This window comes from Methylobacterium ajmalii, assembly GCF_036448855.1.
GTDB classification, from domain to species: domain Bacteria; phylum Pseudomonadota; class Alphaproteobacteria; order Rhizobiales; family Beijerinckiaceae; genus Methylobacterium; species Methylobacterium ajmalii.
Map to the genome: position 1 here is coordinate 226,578 of NZ_JAZFXT010000023.1, position 17,541 is coordinate 244,118.

20 protein-coding genes and 1 pseudogene are annotated in these 17,541 nt (G+C 72.0%); 4 read left to right on the plus strand and 17 right to left on the minus strand.

Going from position 1 to position 17,541, the window contains the following annotated elements; genetic code table 11:
• The first annotated feature begins 103 nt into the window (after positions 1-103).
• Together V3T34_RS10030 and V3T34_RS10035 are read left to right on the plus strand one after the other, a co-directional pair.
• A complete protein-coding gene (locus V3T34_RS10030; RefSeq protein WP_305077765.1) occupies positions 104-979 on the plus strand; it encodes a quinoprotein dehydrogenase-associated SoxYZ-like carrier in 876 nt (291 codons plus the stop codon).
• Positions 980-1,010: 31 nt separating this feature from the next.
• The gene (locus V3T34_RS10035) at positions 1,011-1,400 is read left to right on the plus strand and encodes a VOC family protein (RefSeq protein WP_305077766.1); all 390 of its coding nucleotides are present in this window, start codon (positions 1,011-1,013) and stop codon (positions 1,398-1,400) included.
• A 13-nt stretch (positions 1,401-1,413) separates the two neighbouring features.
• On the opposite strand, the gene V3T34_RS10040 is transcribed toward V3T34_RS10035, so the two are convergent.
• From V3T34_RS10040 to V3T34_RS10090, 10 genes and pseudogenes are all read right to left on the minus strand, one after another.
• On the minus strand, positions 1,414-1,782 hold the full coding sequence (locus V3T34_RS10040; RefSeq protein ID WP_060845955.1) for a hypothetical protein: 369 nt from the start codon (positions 1,780-1,782) through the stop codon (positions 1,414-1,416).
• Entirely contained in the window at positions 1,763-2,548 is a 786-nt protein-coding gene (locus V3T34_RS10045) for a hypothetical protein (RefSeq protein ID WP_060845956.1), read from the minus strand. Before V3T34_RS10045 ends, V3T34_RS10040 begins: the two co-directional genes overlap by 20 nt.
• The gene (pqqE, locus tag V3T34_RS10050) at positions 2,545-3,687 is read right to left on the minus strand and encodes a pyrroloquinoline quinone biosynthesis protein PqqE (RefSeq protein ID WP_091889397.1); all 1,143 of its coding nucleotides are present in this window, start codon (positions 3,685-3,687) and stop codon (positions 2,545-2,547) included. Before pqqE ends, V3T34_RS10045 begins: the two co-directional genes overlap by 4 nt.
• 31 nt (positions 3,688-3,718) lie before the next feature.
• Positions 3,719-4,794, minus strand: a pseudogene (pqqC, locus tag V3T34_RS10060) (pyrroloquinoline-quinone synthase PqqC).
• 230 nt (positions 4,795-5,024) lie between these two features.
• Complete coding sequence (pqqB, locus tag V3T34_RS10065; protein ID WP_305077767.1) at positions 5,025-5,924, minus strand: pyrroloquinoline quinone biosynthesis protein PqqB; 900 nt, start codon at positions 5,922-5,924, stop codon at positions 5,025-5,027.
• Positions 5,925-5,971: 47 nt separating this feature from the next.
• Positions 5,972-6,061, minus strand: coding sequence for a pyrroloquinoline quinone precursor peptide PqqA (pqqA, locus tag V3T34_RS10070; protein WP_048426854.1), 90 nt, complete (start codon positions 6,059-6,061; stop codon positions 5,972-5,974).
• Positions 6,062-6,157: 96 nt separating this feature from the next.
• The gene (gene pqqA / locus V3T34_RS10075; RefSeq protein WP_048426854.1) at positions 6,158-6,247 is read right to left on the minus strand and encodes a pyrroloquinoline quinone precursor peptide PqqA; all 90 of its coding nucleotides are present in this window, start codon (positions 6,245-6,247) and stop codon (positions 6,158-6,160) included.
• A 219-nt stretch (positions 6,248-6,466) separates the two neighbouring features.
• Positions 6,467-7,171 carry a response regulator transcription factor gene (locus V3T34_RS10080; RefSeq protein WP_060845960.1) on the minus strand — a complete coding sequence of 235 codons (705 nt, stop codon included), beginning with the start codon at positions 7,169-7,171 and terminating at the stop codon, positions 6,467-6,469.
• A gap of 28 nt (positions 7,172-7,199) precedes the next feature.
• Entirely contained in the window at positions 7,200-8,813 is a 1,614-nt protein-coding gene (locus V3T34_RS10085) for a sensor histidine kinase (protein WP_060849210.1), read from the minus strand.
• Positions 8,814-8,903: 90 nt separating this feature from the next.
• Complete coding sequence (locus V3T34_RS10090; RefSeq protein ID WP_305077768.1) at positions 8,904-9,854, minus strand: NAD(P)H-binding protein; 951 nt, start codon at positions 9,852-9,854, stop codon at positions 8,904-8,906.
• A gap of 92 nt (positions 9,855-9,946) precedes the next feature.
• Between V3T34_RS10090 and V3T34_RS10095 the strand changes: the two genes are divergently transcribed.
• Complete coding sequence (locus V3T34_RS10095; protein ID WP_305077769.1) at positions 9,947-10,831, plus strand: LysR family transcriptional regulator; 885 nt, start codon at positions 9,947-9,949, stop codon at positions 10,829-10,831.
• A gap of 29 nt (positions 10,832-10,860) precedes the next feature.
• Here V3T34_RS10095 and ftsY read toward each other — a convergent pair whose 3' ends face one another.
• Complete coding sequence (ftsY, locus tag V3T34_RS10100; RefSeq protein ID WP_305077770.1) at positions 10,861-12,297, minus strand: signal recognition particle-docking protein FtsY; 1,437 nt, start codon at positions 12,295-12,297, stop codon at positions 10,861-10,863.
• Positions 12,298-12,380: 83 nt separating this feature from the next.
• On the opposite strand from ftsY, the gene V3T34_RS10105 reads away from it, so the two are divergent.
• On the plus strand, positions 12,381-13,073 hold the full coding sequence (locus tag V3T34_RS10105) for an RluA family pseudouridine synthase (RefSeq protein ID WP_305077771.1): 693 nt from the start codon (positions 12,381-12,383) through the stop codon (positions 13,071-13,073).
• Positions 13,074-13,163: 90 nt separating this feature from the next.
• Here the strand turns inward: V3T34_RS10105 and fliP are convergent, their stop codons facing one another.
• Genes fliP through flgA form a run of 6 tightly spaced genes read right to left on the minus strand, consistent with a single transcriptional unit; the run spans position 13,164 to position 17,444 of the window.
• Positions 13,164-13,943, minus strand: coding sequence for a flagellar type III secretion system pore protein FliP (gene fliP, locus V3T34_RS10110; RefSeq protein WP_091889410.1), 780 nt, complete (start codon positions 13,941-13,943; stop codon positions 13,164-13,166).
• Positions 13,940-14,428 carry a flagellar basal body-associated FliL family protein gene (locus tag V3T34_RS10115; RefSeq protein WP_060845966.1) on the minus strand — a complete coding sequence of 163 codons (489 nt, stop codon included), beginning with the start codon at positions 14,426-14,428 and terminating at the stop codon, positions 13,940-13,942. Before V3T34_RS10115 ends, fliP begins: the two co-directional genes overlap by 4 nt.
• A gap of 22 nt (positions 14,429-14,450) precedes the next feature.
• Entirely contained in the window at positions 14,451-15,173 is a 723-nt protein-coding gene (gene flgH, locus V3T34_RS10120; RefSeq protein ID WP_060845967.1) for a flagellar basal body L-ring protein FlgH, read from the minus strand.
• Entirely contained in the window at positions 15,173-15,757 is a 585-nt protein-coding gene (locus tag V3T34_RS10125; protein ID WP_060845968.1) for a MotE family protein, read from the minus strand. The genes flgH and V3T34_RS10125 overlap by 1 nt, the downstream gene beginning before the upstream one ends.
• Positions 15,754-16,911, minus strand: a complete 1,158-nt coding sequence (gene flgI / locus V3T34_RS10130; protein WP_091889412.1) for a flagellar basal body P-ring protein FlgI — start codon at positions 16,909-16,911, stop codon at positions 15,754-15,756. The genes V3T34_RS10125 and flgI overlap by 4 nt, the downstream gene beginning before the upstream one ends.
• Positions 16,911-17,444 carry a flagellar basal body P-ring formation chaperone FlgA gene (gene flgA / locus V3T34_RS10135; protein WP_407942687.1) on the minus strand — a complete coding sequence of 178 codons (534 nt, stop codon included), beginning with the start codon at positions 17,442-17,444 and terminating at the stop codon, positions 16,911-16,913. The genes flgI and flgA overlap by 1 nt, the downstream gene beginning before the upstream one ends.
• Between the last annotated feature and the right edge of the window lie 97 nt (positions 17,445-17,541).

Here is a 17,541-nt window from a genome sequence, read left to right on the forward strand (position 1 = left end):
GCACTTATCCTGGCGCCGGCGCGGGCGGCCCGCTACATTAGTCGAAGCATTTGATTCACGTGCGAGAGAAGCCCGCCAGGGCCCCGCCGCCGGAGGGAACGCCATGAGGAACAGCAAGACAGCGAGGCTGGTGCCGGCCCTGGTCGTCGCGGCGGCCTTCGCCGGGCCGGCGCGGGCGGAATCGGGCGTGACGCCGACGAGCGCCGTGGCCGCGCAGACGAGCCCCCCGCCGGCGCCGCCACGGTCCTCGCCGCTGCAGGATGACCGGCCCGAGACCACGTGGCAGGAGTTGCGTGCGAGCGTGACCGGCGACAAGCCGCTCGGCGACGGCAGCGGACTCGTCACCCTGGAGGCGCCCAAGCGCGCCGAGGACGCCGCCATCGTGCCGATCACCCTGCGGATCGCGGTGCCCGAGGGCGACTCGCGGCGGGTGAAGGCCCTGACCCTGGTGGTGGACGACAATCCTTCGCCGGTGGTCGGCACGTTCCGGTTCGCCGAGGGCCAGCGCCGCTTCAATCTCTCGACCCGGATTCGGGTGAACTCCTACTCCTACGTCCGCGCCATCGCCGAGACCGAGGACGGCGCGCTCCTGATGACCCGCGTCTTCGTCAAGGCGTCGGGCGGCTGCTCGGCCCCCGCGCTCAAGGACCCGGTGGCCTCCACCGCCCATCTCGGCGAGATGCGGTTCCGCAGTTTCGCCGAGCGCGGCGAGGCCCAGGTGCAGGTCCGCCACCCGAACTATTCCGGCCTGCAGATGGACCAGCTGACCCGGACCTACACCCCGGCCTGGTTCGTCGAGAACATGACCGTGCGCCAGGGCGACAAGCCGGTCTTCACCATGACGGGCGGCATCTCGATCAGCGAGGACCCGACCTTCCGGTTCTCCTTCGCGGGCAATACCGAGCCGGTGACGGTCACCGCCAAGGACACCGAGGGGCGCGTCTTCACCCAAAGCTTCCCGGCGGCCAACGGGACCTGACGGCGCATACGGTATCGGGGAGCGGTCCGGGATGAAGCTGGGTTACGTGATCCTGTACGTGCCGGACGTGGCGGCGAGCGTCGCGTTTTACGGGCGGGCCTTCGGGCTCGCGCCGCGCTTCGTCCACGACAGCGGGCAATATGCCGAGCCCGAGACCGGCGGGACGGCGTTGGCCTTCGCGGAGGAGGGGTTCGTCGGCGAGACCTGCCCGGGCTTCCGCCTCAACCGCCGGAGCGAAGCGCCGGCGGGCTTCGAGGTCGGCCTCGTCGCCGAGGACGTCGCGACGGCCTTCGCCCGGGCGGTGGCGGCTGGCGCCCTGCCAGTCGCCGCGCCGGTGACGAAGCCCTGGGGACAGACCGTCGCCTATGTGCGCGACGGCGATGGCGTACTGGTGGAACTGTGCAGCGCGGTCGGCGGCTGACGCCGTCCTACCTCTAGCGCCCCGTCTGCCGGTAGCAGCGGATCTCCGCCTCGGCCTGGGCCCGGCGCAGCTCCGCCACCTGGTCGTCGAACATCTTGGTCGAGCGGAACTCGTTGGCACGCTGTCCGATGCCCTGGCGCATGCCCAGAATGGTCGAGGCCTGGACGTACTTGTCGTAGGGCAGGATGGCCGCGATGGCGTCGATCGAGCAGGCGCATTTCGTCAGCGCCTCCCGGGTCTGGCCGTTCGCCGCCATGCATCCGAAGACGTAATCGGCCCGGGCCTCGGTCGGGTAGTCGTTGTCGTCGGCACGCGCGGAGGTGAGCCCCGCCGCGAAGGCGAAACCGCCGAGGAAGACCGCCTTAGCCAGCATTCGGTTCATGGGTCAGCGTTTCCTGGAGCAGGATCCCGCCCTCCGGGTTGGTGGCCCGCGCGTCGATCGAGACGATCTGGCCGGGCACCGCGGGGGAGAGCACGAAGGTGTAGGTCAGGCCGTCGAAGCCGCGCAGGCGGTCGCGCACCGGATCGTCGACGAAGGGCCGGACGACGATCTGCCAGCCCGGCTTCTTGCCGCCGCCGGTCTCGACCTCGGTCGCGGTCACGCTGGCATTCTCGCGCAGCGCGCGCCGGATGGCGTTCTTGATGTAGCGCGGGTTGCCCTTGAGCACCTTGGCCAGGTCCTCAAGATGATGCTCGAGGAAGCGCACCAGCACCGGGTTGCCGGGGAAGTCCTGGTAGGTCGCGGTCGGCATCCGGCGCTCGCCGGAGAACATCTCGACCCGCAGGTTGCGGGTGTCCGGCTTCTCGCCCGCGCTCACCTCCTCGCGGATGCGGTCCTCGATCGGCGGCCCGAACGGCGCGCCCTCGATGCCGCTGAAGCGGGTGTAGCGGTAGCTCAGCGCCTGCCCGACCGGGGCGTTGCCGATCTGGTTGGTCTCGAACAGCAGGGTGGTGGGATCGGGCGGCCCGTCCTTTCGCGCCGCGTTCGCCGGAGCGGCATCGTTTCGGGGCACGGCGCCTTGTGGCACGGCGCCTTGCGGCATGGCGTCTTGCGGCACGGCCTTCGCGCCGGGCGCGGCGTCCTGCGCGGAGGCGGCGCCCGCGAGGCCGGCGGCCAGGGCGGCAACCAGGACGAGACGTCTCTTCACACGGGCGCTCCTTCGGGCGTGGCGACGCGGGGCGCGCCGCCGATGGTGCGATACTGATAGTCCGGCGCCGTCTCCAGCGCCGATTCGGCCACCGCCAGGGCCTGGACCTTGCCGTGCAGCGGGGAGAGCGAGCAGGCCGGGTCGGTGGCCTTGGCGTCGCCGGCGAGCGCCAGGGCCTGGCAGCGGCAGCCGCCCCAGTCCTTCTCGCGCCGGTCGCAGGAGCGGCAGGGCTCCTGCATCCACTCGGTGCCGCGATAGGCCCGGAAGGCGGGCGAGTCCGCCCAGATCTCGCCGAGCGGGCGGTCCTGGACGTGCCAGAATTCGAGGCCGGGGATCGTCTCGGCGGCGTGACAGGGCAGCACCTTGCCGGTGGGTGTGACGTTCATCAGCCGCCGGCCCCAGCCGCCGGCGCAGGCCTTCGGGTACTTGGCGTAGTAGTCCGGCACCACGAGATCGATGACGAGCTGGCCTTTCAGCCGCTCGCGCGCCTCCTCGACGATGCGGATCGAGCGGTCGACGTCGGGCTTGGCCGGCATCAGGGCGGCGCGGTTGACGTAGGCCCAGCCGTAATACTGCGTGTGGGCCACCTCGAGCCGCTTGGCGCCGAGGCGGACCGCAAGGTCGATCAGCGCCGGCACCTCGGCGATGTTGCCCCGGTGGATCACGGCGTTCAGGGTCAGCGGCAGGCCGAGCGCCGTCACACGCTCAGCGAAGGCGAACTTTTGCGGCTGCGCGTCCTTCAGGCCGCCGATCCGCTCGGCATTGCCGGCTTCCGCCGCCTGGACCGAGAGCTGGACGTGGTCGAGCCCGGCCTCCGACAGGGCATCGAGCTTCCCCAGCGCGCCCGCCACCCCGGAGGTGATCAGGTTCGAGTAGAGGCCGAGCTCGGCGCAGGTGCGGGTGATCTCGACGATGTCCTGGCGCGCCGTCGGCTCGCCGCCCGAGAGGTGGACGTGGAGCACGCCGAGGGCCGCCGCCTCCCGCAGCACCCGCTGCCAGGTCGCGGTGTCGAGCTCGGCCGAGCGCCGGTCGAGTTCGAGCGGGTTCGAGCAGTACGGGCAGCGCAGCGGGCAGCGGTGCGTCAGCTCGGCCAGGAGCCCGATCGGAGCCGGCAGGGGCGGGGGCGCGACGGCGTTCATGGTAGCTCTCCCAGGCTCTGCACCCGCGGCGTCAGGCAGCCGGCACGGTCTCGAGCACGCGCTTCACGAGGAGGCCGTCGAGCATCGCGATCACGTCGGGCTCGATGACGCTGCGCTCGGCCTCGTATTGCTGCGCCAGCACCTCCGCGATGGCGCGGATGCTGCGGGTGCCGTCGACGAGGCTGAGCACTGCCACGGCGTTCGGGTCGAGGTCGAAGGTGCGCTCGGGCGCCAGCAGGACGTGGGCGTCGCGCACCGTGTCGTGGCGCAGCCGCACCCCGCGGGGCAGGCGCGGCACGCTGTCGGGGGTCAGGCTCACGCGGCGACGCTCCCGATCGCGTCGGCCCGCAGGCCCTCGCCCGGGCGCCAGGCATCCGGCGGGATCATCCCGGGCGCCACGTAGGCGAAGTAGAGTGCGTCGAGCTGGGTCCACAGCACGCTGCACTTGAAGCGCAGGGCGTCGAGGGCCTGACGCTGCTGCTCCGGCGTCACGGCGTGGCGCACGACGTAGTCGAGGGCGAAGTCGGCGTCCCGCGGCGCCTGCGTCAGGCGCTTGTCGAAATACGCCAGGGTCTCGCGGGTGATGAACTCGTAGTTCTTGAGCATCCCGGCGACGCGCTCGGAGATGATGGTCGGCGAGAACATCTCGGTGAGCGAGGACGCGATGGCCTCGAGCAGCGAGCGCTCGGCGACGAAGTGGACGTAGGCCTCGACCGAGAAGCGGGTAGCCGACAGGATGCCCCGCGTGGAGAGCACGTAGTCGCGGTCGAAGCCGACGCCCTCGGCAAGCTTCAGCCAGCGCTCGATGCCGCCGTCGCCGTCGTGGTCGCCGTCATGGTCGACGATGCGCTGGCGCCAGACCCGGCGGAGCGCGGCATCCGGCAGGCGCGCCAGCAGGGTGGCGTCCTTCACCGGGATCATCGCCTGGTAATAGTAGCGGTTGAGCGCCCAGGCCCGGACCTGGTCCTTGTCGAGCTTGCCGTCGTGCAACAGCCGGTGGAACGGGTGCAGGTTGTGGTAGCGCCGCGCGCCGATGTCGCGGAGCGCCGCCTCGAGCTCGGCCGGCGAGAGCAGGCGGTCGGGGGTCTCGGTCGGGGGAAGGGGCATCGAGAGGGCGGTGGTGGCGAGGGAAGCGGGCATGGCGTCGGGCGTCCTGGCGTATCCGGTTTCTTCGTTGTCCGTGATCCCGTGGGAGGACATTGATCCGCCTCAACGACGGGTCAAGAGCGACCAAAGTGCCCGGGGCGTCCCTCGTATCCCGGTGAGGCCGTGAGGATCCTGTACCGTCCTCGTCCGATGAATGCGCACCTTGGGGCAGGGCGGCACGAGCCGCCCCCTCACAGGCTCAGCGCCAGCCCGTCATGCGCCACGACCCAGCCGGCGGCCTCTATGCTGCGACGCTCGGGCGAATCCTCGACCAGCACCGGATTGGTGTTGTTGATGTGGACGAAGACCTTCCGGCCGATCGGCACCTCGGAGAGCGCCGCCACCGAGCCGCCCTCGCCGGTCATCGGCACGTGGCCCATGCGCCAGCCGGTCTTGGTGCCGACCCCGGCCCGGATCATGTCGTCGTCGGCCAGCACGGTCCCGTCGAACAGGAGCGCGTCCACGCCCGAGAGCCGGTCCTTGAGGCCGTCGGTGACGCGGGCGCAGCCCGGCACGTAGGCGAGGCGCCTGGGTCCGGCCTCGATCATCGCGCCGACCGTGCTCTCGGTCTCGGCACCGATCTCCGGCGTGCCGTCCTCGAGCCAGAGCGGCACCTTGCCGGGAACCGGAAAGAGCGTGACGGAGAGGCCCGGCACCGGCGAGAACGTTTCGTTCAGCGCGATCTCGGTGCGCTCCACCACGCCCTGGGCCATCACGTCGAACACGCGGTTGGCCGCGATCGAATCGAGGATACCGCGCGTGGCGTGGAGGCGGAAGGGCTGGCCCTCGCGCAGGGTGAGAAGGCCCGCGACGTGGTCGACGTCGCCGTTGGTCAGCAGCACGGCCCGAATCGGCGAGTGCCGCAGGCCCTCGCGCGGGTGGAGGGCCGGTGTGTCGAAGAGCTGCTGGCGGATGTCCGGCGAGGCGTTCACCAGGAGCCACTCGTCGCCGTCGGCGGAGACGGCCAGGCTCGACTGGGTGCGCGGCAGGACGCGGCGGTCTCCCGACCGCGCCATCGCGCAGATCGGGCAGCGACAGTTCCACTGCGGTACGCCTCCGCCCGCACCGGAACCCAGAACGATGGCCTGCATGGTCCGTCCCGGTGCGGTGGCTTGATCCTGGACTGAGGGACTTGGCCTCAGTTGAAGGGATCGATCTCGGCGGACTCGTAGCTGGTGACTTCCATGCCGACGCAGACTTCGGCGACGACGGGCATCGACCACTTCATGATGCTTCTCCTGGACAGTAGGTGAGGGTTCGGGACGACGATATCGAGGCTGGGCGCCATCCGGCGGGGATCGCCGGAGGCGCTTCAGGCGAGCCCTTAGTTGAAGGGATCGATCTCGGCGGACTCGTAGCTGGTGACTTCCATGCCGACACAGACCTCGGCGACGACGGGCATCGACCACTTCATGGCGCTTCTCCTATCGGCGGAAACCTCTAAGAGTTTCCTAAGATGTTGAGATGACAGTGGTTTTCTGTCACGCAGGATATATCGGCAATCCGGGCCCGGAGCGCAAGCGCTATTTTGCCGAAATCCAGGGCCGCGGTGGGCCCGGGCTTCTCAGACCGGTCTTATTGTGCAGGACGGGCATGACGTTAGCCCGCATCGATTGCGCCCAAAATAATTTCGTCACTGACGAAAACCGGCCTCGTGCAGGTCGAGCATGAAGCCGCGGCCACGCACGGTGACGAGGCTCGGGCCGCCGGCGCGGGCGATGTCGGCGAGCTTGGTGCGCAGGTAGCCGACATAGACGTCGACCACGTTGAGGGAGAGGCCGCCCTGGCTGGCCCAGAGCCGGTCGAAGATGTCGCCCCGGGTGACCGGGCGGCTCGCCTGCTCCATCAGGATCGCCAGCAGCTCGGCCTCGCGCTGGGTCAGGCGGGCGGTGGTCTCGCCGAACCGCACCTGGCGCGTGGCGAGGTCGAGGGAGAGCCGCCCGGCGGTCATCAGCGTGCGGGCCTCGCCGGCCGCACGCCGCCGCTGCAGGTGGACGCGCAGGCGCGCGAGCAGCTCGTCGAACACGAACGGCTTGACGATGTAGTCGTCGGCCCCGACCGACAGGCCCTCGACCCGGTCGCCGACCTCGTCCTTGGCACTCAGGAACAGGATCGCGCCGGGATAGCCGCCCTCGCGCAGGGAGCGGCAGACGTCCTGGCCGGTGCCGTCCGGCAGCATGTTGTCGAGGAGCACCGCCTCGGGCACCCGCTCGCGGGCCGCCGACAGGGCCTCGTCGACGCCGCCCGCGAGGTCGACCGCGAACCCCTCCGCGCTCAGGCCCCGGGCCAGCATGGCGCGGATGTCGCCGTCGTCCTCGACGATCAGAACGCTGTTCATGATTGCCCCCGGATACCCTCTCGCCGGCTCATGCCGCGTCCTCTCTCATGGTCTCGCCGGGCAGCTCCAGGACCACGCGGGCCCCGGTCGCCCGGTCGTCCGGTCCCCCCGCCTGCGAGCGGATGGTTTCCAGGCGGATCTCGCCATCATGGCGCTCAACGACCCAGCGCGCCAGTGCGAGCCCGATCCCGAATCCGGCCGAGACGGCGCCCCGCGCCTCGCCGCGCCGGAAGCGCTCGAACAGGGCCTCGGCCGCCGGCGGGAAGCCGGGGCCGTCATCCGTCACCGTGACGACGGCGCCGTCGGCCTCGCCGCGGGCGGAGAACCCGACCCGCACCCGGGTCGCGCCGGCGGCGTGCCGCAGGGCGTTGTCGATCAGCCCCTCGACGATCTGGCGCAGCCATTCGGCATCGGCCACGACCTCGACGTCGGCCGGGCTCGGCGCCAGGGCGAGGTCGATGCGGCGGCGCCTCGCCTCCGGGGCGCAGCTCTCCACCGCCTCGGCGAGGATCGTCGCGAGGCCGACCGGGCGGCGCTCGAGCTCGATCTGGCCGGATTCCGAGCGGGCGACCCGGAGCATGTCGCCGACCCTGCGGTGCAGCCGCAGCGCCCGGTTGCGGATGGTGGCGATGACCGGCCGGAAGGCGTCGGGCGTGTCGGGGGATCGGGCGGCGAGGTCGCATTCGCCGAGGATCACGGTGAGCGGCGTGCGCAATTCGTGGCTGACATCGGCGAAGAAGCGCCGGCGCGAGCGGTCGATCTCCTCCAGCCGGGCGTTGGCGCCGCGCAGGTCGGCGGTGGCGCGGGCGACGATTTCCTCCAGCGCGGCCCGGTCGGCGGCGACCCGGGCCTCGCGCCGCTTCAGCCGCGCCGCCATCCGGTTGAAGCTGGCGACCAGCAGGCCGAGCTCGTCGCGGCTCGCCACCGGCAGGCGGGTGTCGAGCTCGCCCCGGCCGATGGCGGCGGCGCCGGCCCGGATCGCCTCGAGGCGGCGCAGGATCGGCCGGGTCAGGCTCTGGTGCAGCAGCAGCAGCAGGATCACGATCAGCCCGGCCGCCGCGAGGGCGACGCCGCGCATCCGGCCGGCCAGGGTGCGGACCTCGGCGGAGGAGGCCTCGACGGCCCGGCGTTCGGCCTCGACCAGGAAGGTGAGGGGCTGCCCGGTCATCGCCCCGAAGGCGTTGAGCGCGCCACGGATCGCGTCGGCGCGGCGGGCCGGATCCGGCTCGCGCTGGATCTGCGCCACCTGGCGGTCGAGGGTGGCGCGGGCCGCCCGCAGGCGGGCGAGCGGCCGGGCGCGCGCGGTGTACTGGGTGCGGTCGAGGACGCCGCCGGAGCCGGCGACCGCGCGGCTGAGGCCGTCATCGACCGCGACCAAGGCCCGGTCGACCTCGTTGCGGGCGTTGGCCAGCCGCTCGGGCCGGCCCGGATTGTCGCCGACCGCCTCGATCGCCGCGAGGCCGAACTCGGTCAGGCGGCCGGACAATTCGGCGATCAGCTCCAGGCGCACCTGCGCGTCGAGCGTCGCGTCGAGCGTGCGCTCGGCGGTGTGGAGCGCCGCGTAGAGGCCGATCGCCGCCAGCACCACCAGCGCCGCCGCGCTGCCGACGAGCAGTCCGAACCGTAGCCTGAGCGATCCCATTCCGGCGCCGTCCTCCCGCGTCGTCTGCCGCATCCATCCTGCACGGGACCGGGGAGGGGGCGAGCGGCGGACCTTGCGTGAGCTGGTGCCTCAAGCAGGCAGGCACCTCAAGCCCACCAAGGTCTCCCTCACAGCCCGGTCGAGGGGCGTGTGCGGCTCGGCGCCGAGGAACGCCAAAAGCCCGGCATTGTCCATCCGCAGCGGCTCGCACCAGAGGTAGTGCATCTCGCCGATCTCCCGGGCGAGCGGCCAGAACGGCGCGGCGAGCGGCAGCAGGAGCCAGGGAAAGCGCCGCACCGGAACCTTGCCGCCGGCCGCCCGGACGATGGCGGCGACCATCTGCCGTCCGTCCGGGTCCCAGTGACCGTCCATGCTGAAGGCGGCAGCCCGGGGCAGGTCGGCCTCGCGCTCGGCGAGGCGCACCATCGTCTCGGCAACGTCGGGCAGGTAGGCCCATTGGTGGCCGATACCCGGCGTGCCGGGATCGAGCACGCGCCGCACCGGCTTGCCCGGGCTCACGAGGGCGGAGGAGAACCAGGAATTGGCGGTGGTGTTCGGCCCGAAGAAGTCGCCGGCCCGCACGATCAGGCTGCGGATGTTGGCCTCCCGCAGACGGCGCTCCATTGCGATGCGGATGCGGCCCTTCGCCGTGCGGGGCGTCTGGGGCGCGTCGTCGCCCGGGTTCGGGCCGGCGTCGCGGCCGTAGACGTAGACGTTGCCCGGCAGGAGCAGCCGGGCATCCACGGCCTTCGCCGCAGCGATTCCGGCGTCGAGCATCGGCAGGACCAGCCGGTCCCAGCCGCGGTAGCCGGGCGGGTTGACCGCGTGGACGATCAGGGACGCGCCCGCGGCCGCCGCCGTCACGTCGGCCGGCACCATCGCGTCGCCCCGTACCCACTCGAGCCCGTCCGCTCCCATCGCCACCCGGGCGGGATCGCGGTGCAGGGCCCGCACCCGCCATCCGCCGGCAGCGAGCCGCCGCGCCACCGCGCCGCCGACCCCGCCGGTCGCCCCCAGGACCAGTGCCGTCCTCGTCGTCATCGCGCATCCCTTCCTGTCGATGCGCGGAGATGTGCCAAAGCACCGGTCCTTCGAAAATTGCCGAAGCGCGATGATCGGCTATACGAAATCATATGACCGAACCGAGCTGGGACCATTACCGCGCCGCGCTCGCCGTGCTGGAGGAGGGTTCGCTCTCCGGCGCGGCGCGGGCGCTCGGCCTGACGCAGCCGACGCTGGGCCGGCAGGTCGCGGCCCTGGAGCGAGCGCTCGGCGTCGGGCTGTTCACCCGCTCGCCCACGGGTCTGGCGCCGACCGAGGCGGCGCTGATCCTGGCGCCCTACGCCCGCTCCCTGAAGGCGACCGCGGACGCGCTGCACCGCGCGGTGGCCTCGGACGCCGAGGGCCTGTCGGGCCGGGTCCGGATCACCGCCTCCGAGGTGGTCGGCGCCGAGGTGCTGCCGCCGATCCTCGCCGCGCTGCATGCCCGCCATCCCGGCCTGTCCGTCGACGTGATGCTGTCAGACCGGATGCAGGACCTCCTGCGCCGCGACGCCGATATCGCGGTGCGGATGGCGCCGCCGACGCAGGCCGCCCTGGTGGCGCGCCGGGTGGGCACCATCCGTCTCGGCCTCTACGGCCATCGCCGCTACCTCGTGGCCCGCGGCCTCCCGGAGCGCCCGGCCGACCTCGCCCACCACAGCGTGATCGGCTTCGACGCCGAGACGCCGTTTCTGCGGGCGATGATGCGGGAGACCCCCGCCCTCGCGGCGGCGCGCTTCGCCTGGCGCAGCGACAGCACGCTGGCGCAGCTCGCCGCCGTCCGGGCCGGGTTCGGCCTCGGCGCCTGCCACACCGCGCTCGCCGCCCGCGACCCGGACCTGGTCCGGGTCCTCCCGGAGATCGTCTGGGACTTGCCGACCTTCGTGGCGATGCACGAGGACCTGCGCTCCCTGCGCCGTTGCCGGGCCGCCTTCGACGCCCTCGCCGACGGGATGGCGGCGTATTGCGCCGAGTGAAGCGAGGGGGCTCGGGCGGCCCCCTCCGGTCAGGTCTTGTCGAGGCCGGCGATCGCCCGGGCGAAGTCCCGCGCCGCGAAGGGTTCGAGGTCGTCCACGCCCTCGCCGACGCCGATGAAGTGGACCGGCAGGCCGAACTTGGCGGCGAGCGCCACCAGGATGCCGCCCCGCGCCGTCCCGTCGAGCTTGGTCATGACGAGGCCGGTGACGCCCGCGGCCTTCTGGAAGATCTCGACCTGGCTCAGCGCGTTCTGGCCGACCGTGGCGTCGAGGACGAGGAGCACGGCGTGGGGCGCCTCCGCATCGAGTTTGCGGATGACGCGGAGCACCTTCTCCAGCTCCGCCATCAGCCCGGTCTTGTTCTGAAGCCGGCCGGCGGTGTCGATGAGCAGGATGTCGGTGCCGGCGTCGCGCGCCGCCTGGAGCGCGTCGTAGGCGAGGCCGGCGGCGTCCGACCCTTGCGGGCGCGCCACCACCGGCGCGCCGGTGCGCTCGCCCCAAACCCTCAGCTGCTCGATCGCCGCGGCCCGGAAGGTGTCGCCGGCGGCCAGCATCACGCTGTGCCCCTGCGCCCGGAACTTTTGAGTGAGCTTGCCGATCGTCGTGGTCTTGCCGGCACCGTTGACGCCGATCATCAGGATCACGAACGGCTTCTTGGTCGTGTCGATCACGAGGGGTAGCGCCACCGGATCGAGGGCGCGCTCGACCTCCGCGGCCAGGATCGCCCGCACCTCGTCGGGGGCGATACCCTTTTCGTAGCGGCCCTTCCCGACGGCCTCGGCGATCCGGGTCGCGGTCTCGAGGCCGAAATCGGCCTGTATCAGCGCGTCCTCCAGCTCCTCCAGGGTGTCGGCGTCGAGCTTGCGCTTGGTGAACAGCCCGGTCACACGGTCCGACAGGGCCGAGGAGGTGCGCTTGAGTCCGCCGGTCAGCCGGCTCCACCAGCCGCGCTTCTCCGCCGCCGCCTCGGGCTCGGCCGGGGGCTGGTAGATCACCAGCGGAGCGGCCTCTTCGGCTTCCGGAGCGTCCGGCTCCTCGCTCGTGGGCGCCCCCGGCTGCTCGTGAGTCTCGGTCGCCTCCGGCTCCTGAATCTCGGCGGCGGCGGGCGCGACCTCGGCCGGCTCGGGCTCGGGAGCGGCCGGCACCACGCCCTCGGGCTGGACGCCCTCGACGGGTTCGAGGTCGGCCCCGGCCAGCTCGTCGGGGAGGTCGTGCTCGGGGGCGGTCTCGGGCGAGGCCTCGGTCACGGTCGGGGGGGCCGGGAGCACGTCGTCGGCGCCGGTGGCGAAGTCGGGCACGCCCTCCGAGAGGGTGCCGGTCGGCTCCGTCGGCATCGTCGCGGCCGGATCGGGCTCGGCGGGCACGGCCGGAGCGTCGGCGGGGGTCTCGGCAGGCGTCTCCGTCGGCGTCTCGGCCTTCCGGCCGAACAGTCGGCCGAACCAGCCCGGCTGTTTCGTCTCACTCATCCGCACTTGCTCCAGACCCTGCGGACGATCTAGGGCGGCCTGCCCCGAACTTCGCCCGCCCCCGCCGCCCCTGCGACAGACCGATGATCGTTGACGACATACTCTCGCGGCTCCTCTACCGCGATGCCCTCGTGCTCGTCATCGACAAGCCGGCGGGTCTGCCGGTGCATCCGGGTCCGAAGGGCGGCGAGACGCTGACCCAGCACCTCGACGCCCTGCGCTTCGGCCTGCCGCGCCGGCCCGAGGCCGCCCACCGCCTCGATCGCGACACCTCCGGGTGCCTCGCGCTCGGCCGCCACGCCAAGGCGCTCGCGCGGCTCAACGCGCTCTTTGCACAGGGGAAAGCCGACAAGACCTACTGGGCGCTGGTCGAGGGCGGGCCGTCGGAAGAATCGGGCGAGATCGACTTGGCCCTCGCCCGCCGCTCCGACGACCCCCGCAGCTGGTGGATGAAGACCGATCCCGCCGGCGACCCCTCGCTCACCCGCTGGCGGGTGATGGGGCGCGACCCGGCCGCCGGCCGGACCTGGCTGGCCCTCGCCCCGGTGACCGGGCGCACCCACCAGCTCCGCGTCCATTGCGCCGCGATGGGCTGGCCGATCCTGGGCGACTCCGTCTACGGCAGCGCCCCGCGCCAGGGCGGACCGGGCCTGCAGCTCCATGCCCGCACCCTCGCCCTGCCGCTCTACCCGAAGAAGCCGGCGATCACCGTCGAGGCGCCGGCGCCGGGGCACATGCGCGAGGGGCTGCGGGCTTGCGGGCTTGCCGAAGGGTGAGGGGGCGGCGTCCTACGGACTCCGGCGCCCGTTCGGTCCGTTCCGCGAGCCGTCGCGTGGCACTCGTTCCGAAGTGAAATCGAAGAGGCGTCAGAAGAACGATCGCACCAAGCCGCTCACCAGCAGGTTCCATCCGTCGATCAGGATGAAGAACAGCACCTTGAACGGCAGCGAGATCACCGTGGGCGGCAGCATCATCATGCCCATCGACATCACGATGGTCGAGACGATCATGTCGATGACGAGGAAGGGGAGGGCGATGAGGAACCCGATCTCGAAGCCGCGGCGCAATTCCGAGATCATGAAGGCCGGGATCAGGATCCGCAGGTCGATCTTCTCGCCCTCCTGGGGCTTCGGGAAGGTGCGGCTGGCGAGGTCCTGGAAGGTCTGAAGATCCTTCGGCCGGACCTGGGCCGACATGAACTCGCGGAACGGATCGGTGATGCGGGTGAAGGCCTCCTCCTCGGTGATCCGGTTCTCCTGGAGCGGACGCACGCCCTCGTTCCAGGCCCGGTCGAAGGTCGGCGCCATGACGTAGAAGGTCATGAACAGCGACAGGCTGACGAGGAAGAGGTTGGCCGGCGTGCTCTGCAGGCCGATGCCGGAACGCAGGAACGAGAACGCGACGGCAAAGCGCGTGAAGCTCGTCACCATCACGAGGAGCCCCGGCGCCAGCGACAGCACCGTGAGCAGCGCGACGATCTGGAGGATGCGCCCGCTCGCGGCGCCGTTGCCGGGCGGCAGGAGGGCGTCGAGGCCCGGGATGCCGGTGACGCCGGCGGCTCCCCCGCCGGCACCCTGCGCCAGGGCGGCTCCGGCCGAGAGCAGGAAGAGCGTCGCCGCGAGGGCGACCTTGCCGGAATGCCTCACTGGACCACCAAAGCCTCGACGATGAGCTCGCGCACGGCGCCCTTGGTGCGCAGGGCCACCCGCTCGTTGAGATCCTCGCGCAGGTGCTGCAGGCCGCTCGCCCCCTCGATCTGGGCGGTCGAGAGCGTGCGGAGGTAGGCAACGAGGTCGGCCTTGATCTCCGCGAGGGTGATGTCCGGGGTCGGCAGGCTGCCGGTCTTGAACACCACCGACGATTCGATGCGGACCCAGGAATCGGCCGGCTCGGCGAGGTTCGTCACCACCGAGCCGACGCTGCGCAGGGTCAGCTCGCCGGTGTAGTTCAGCACCTTGGCGGCCTTCTCGTGCTCCTGGGCCTCGCGGGTCTTCTGGTCGACCGCCTTCTCGACGCTCGTCATCAGGTACATGCCCAGACCCGCCCCGGTGCCGACGGCGACCAGGGTGCAGAGGGCGAGCGCGCCGATCCAGGCCTTGCCGCCGCCCTTCTTCTCGTCCTTGTCCGCCATCGCACGCTCCTGGATGTCGCCGTCAGAACGGCGCGACGGTCTCGAAGATCTGCTGGCCGAGGGTCGGGCCCTGCACGTCGGTCAGGCGGCCGCGGCCGCCGTAGGAGACGCGGGCCTCGGCGATCTTGTCGTAGTCGATGGTGTTCTTGCGCGAGATGTCGCGCGGCCGGACGATGCCGGCGACGTTGAGGACGCGAACCTCGTTGTTGACCCGGATCTCCTGCGAGCCGCTGATCAGCAGGTTGCCGTTCGGCAGCACCTCGGTGATCACCGCGGCCACCGACAGGCTCAGGTTCTCCTTGCGGTCGATGGTGCCCTGGCCCTTGGTCTCGGTACCCGAGCGGATGCCGGTATCGGCGGTGGCCGAGTCCTTCAGGCCCGAGACGCCGTAGCCGAAATCGAAGCCGAGGCTCGACTTCTGGCTGCGCGAGCGATCGCTGGCGTTGTCGAACTGCGCCTTGTCGTTGATCAGGATGCTGACCGTCAGCACGTCGCCGATGTTGCGGGCGCGGGGATCCTGGAACAGGTCGGCGCTCGCCGGCGACCAGGTCGAGTGGTAGCCGTGCCGGCTCTGGAGCGAGCCGAAGCTCGACGGCAGGGCCTCGCGCGGGGCGGCGAGCCCGGTCCCGATCGGCGTCAGGACCGGCGGGCGACCGAACTCGTCGAGCCTGCTCTGGCAGCCGGCGAGGGAGAGACCCGCCACGGCGAGGGCAAGGAGGCGGGAAGCCGGAGCTCTGCGGGTCATCACGATCTCTCGTTGTCCTTGCGGCGGCCGGCCTCGGCCATCTTGCGGGCCAGCGACGCGGCGCGGGAGGCCTCCATCTCGGCGAGCACCGCGCTCGCCGTGCGGGCGTTGAGCTTCACCAGGATCGCCGCGGCGTTGTCCTCGGGCATGTTGGTGAGCTGGAGCGCGGCCGCGTCGGCGCGCATCTTGGCGTAGACCGCCACCACGCTCTCGTCGGCCTTGGCCAGGAACTCCTTGCGCCGCTGGACCACCGCCTCGTACTCGGCGCGCTTCTCCTCCAGGCGGCGGATGCGCTCCTCGACCTGCTTCTCGAGCGCGGCGAGCTGCTCCTTCTGCCAGGCGAAGCGGGCATCGGCCGCCGCGTCCGCGATGGTGGCGCAGTAGCCGGTCTTCGACGGATCCTTGGCGGCGGCCCCGGCGGCGAAGTCCTGGGCGGTCGGCTCCTTGGGGGCGTCGCGGGCGGCGATGGCGCGCATCGCCGCGTCCTTGGCCGGGTCGCTCGCCGCGCCGCCATGGCCGTCGCCGGCGGCGAAGGCCGGGCCCGCGAGGACCAGCAGGAGGGCCGTGAGGAGGATCCGGGTCATTGGACGACGAGCTCCGCCTGGAGGGCGCCGGCGGTCTTCACCGCCTGGAGGATCGCGATGATGTCGGTGGGCTTCAGGCCGACCTGGTTGAGGCCGCGCACCAGCGTCTGCAGATCGGAGCCGCCGAGCACCGCGAGCTTGCCCTGCTCCTCGCGCGCCGCCACCTCCGTGCGCGGCACCACCGTGGTCTGGCCGTTGGAGAACGGTGCGGGCTGGGACACCTCCGGCGTCTCGGTGACCCGCACCGTGAGGTTGCCGTGGGTGACCGCCACCGTGGAGATCTGCACGTTGCGGCCGATCACCACCGTGCCGGTGCGCTGGTCGACCACGACCCGGGCCGGCACGTCGGGCTGGATCGTCAGGTCGCCGATCTCGGCCACCAGCCGCGGCAGGATCATGTCGCGGGGGCGCTGGAGCACCACCGAGCGCTGGTCGCGCGGGCTGGCGATGCGGCGGTGGAAGCGGCCCATCGCGTAGGCGTTGATCGCGTCGGCCACCATCGTGGCGGTCTTGAAGTCCGGGTTCTTCAGCTCGAAGATCAGCTCGGGCAGGTCGCGGAACGCGCCCGGCACCTCGCGCTCGATGAGCGCGCCGTTGGGGATGCGGCCGGCGGTCGGCACGCCCTGCGTCAGCTGCTCGGCCTGGCCCTGCGCCGAGAAGCCCGAGACCGCGAGCGGGCCTTGCGCGGCGGCGTAGACGTTGCCGTCGCCGCCCGACAGGGGCGTCATCAGCAGGGTGCCGCCGCGCAGCGAGGTCGCATCGCCGAGCGAGGTCACGGTCACGTCGATGCGCGAGCCGGCGCCGACATAGGGCGGCAGGTCGGCCGTCACCATCACGGCGGCGACGTTGCGGGTGCGCAGGCGCGCGTCCCGCACGTTGATGCCCATCCGGTCGAGCATCGATTGCAGCGACTGCTCGGTGAACTGGGCGTTGCGCAGGGTGTCGCCGGTGCCCTGCAGGCCGGTGACGAGGCCGTAGCCGACGATCTGGTTGTCGCGCACGCCCTTCAGGCTGGCGACGTCCTTGATGCGGGCGTAGCCGCCGCCGGCGATGACCGGGGCGACCGCGAAGGCCGGCACGGCCGGGGCCGCGAGGGCCGAGCCGAGCGCGAGAAGGCCGAGGACGACGCGCGCCGCGCGCAAGCCGGCGCGCATCAGAAGCCGCCGATCTTGATGCGGCCGTCGGCCATCACGGTGCCGAGCACGATGCGGTTGGTGTCGGTGTTGCGCACCCGGATCGTCTCGCCGAGGCCGCCGTTCTGCAGCGGCTGGCCGACCGCCGTGATGACGAGGCCGTTCTCCTCGAAGACCATCTGGGTCGGCGTGCCGCGGCTGACGAGGCGCGGGTCGTCGACGGCGTTGACCGGCACCGGCTCGCCCGGCAGCAGCATCCGGCGGGCGGTGCGCCCGACGATGGCGAGCGGCGCGTCGATCACCGCGGCCCGGGCCCGGTAGGTCGTCGGGTAGGACTGGAGCCGCAGCATCGTCTCCTTGATCGTGTCGCCCGGGTAGATCGTCACGGTCGGGACCGGCAGCAGCATCTCGCCCGCGGTCAGGGCGGCAGGCGAATCGACCGACGACGACGGGGCCGGGGCGGCCACGCCGAGGGCGGCCGGCAGGCAGAGGCCGACGAGCGCCAGGAGGAGGCGGGAGCGCCGGAGGCGGAAATGCCAGAGGGAGGAGGACATGGAGCGAGGGGAGGACATGGGGTGCCGCGCCGGGAGGAGGGGCGCCGCCGGGTCCGGCGGCGAGGCAGTCTCACCGTGGAGGGGGTCCGGAAGGCCG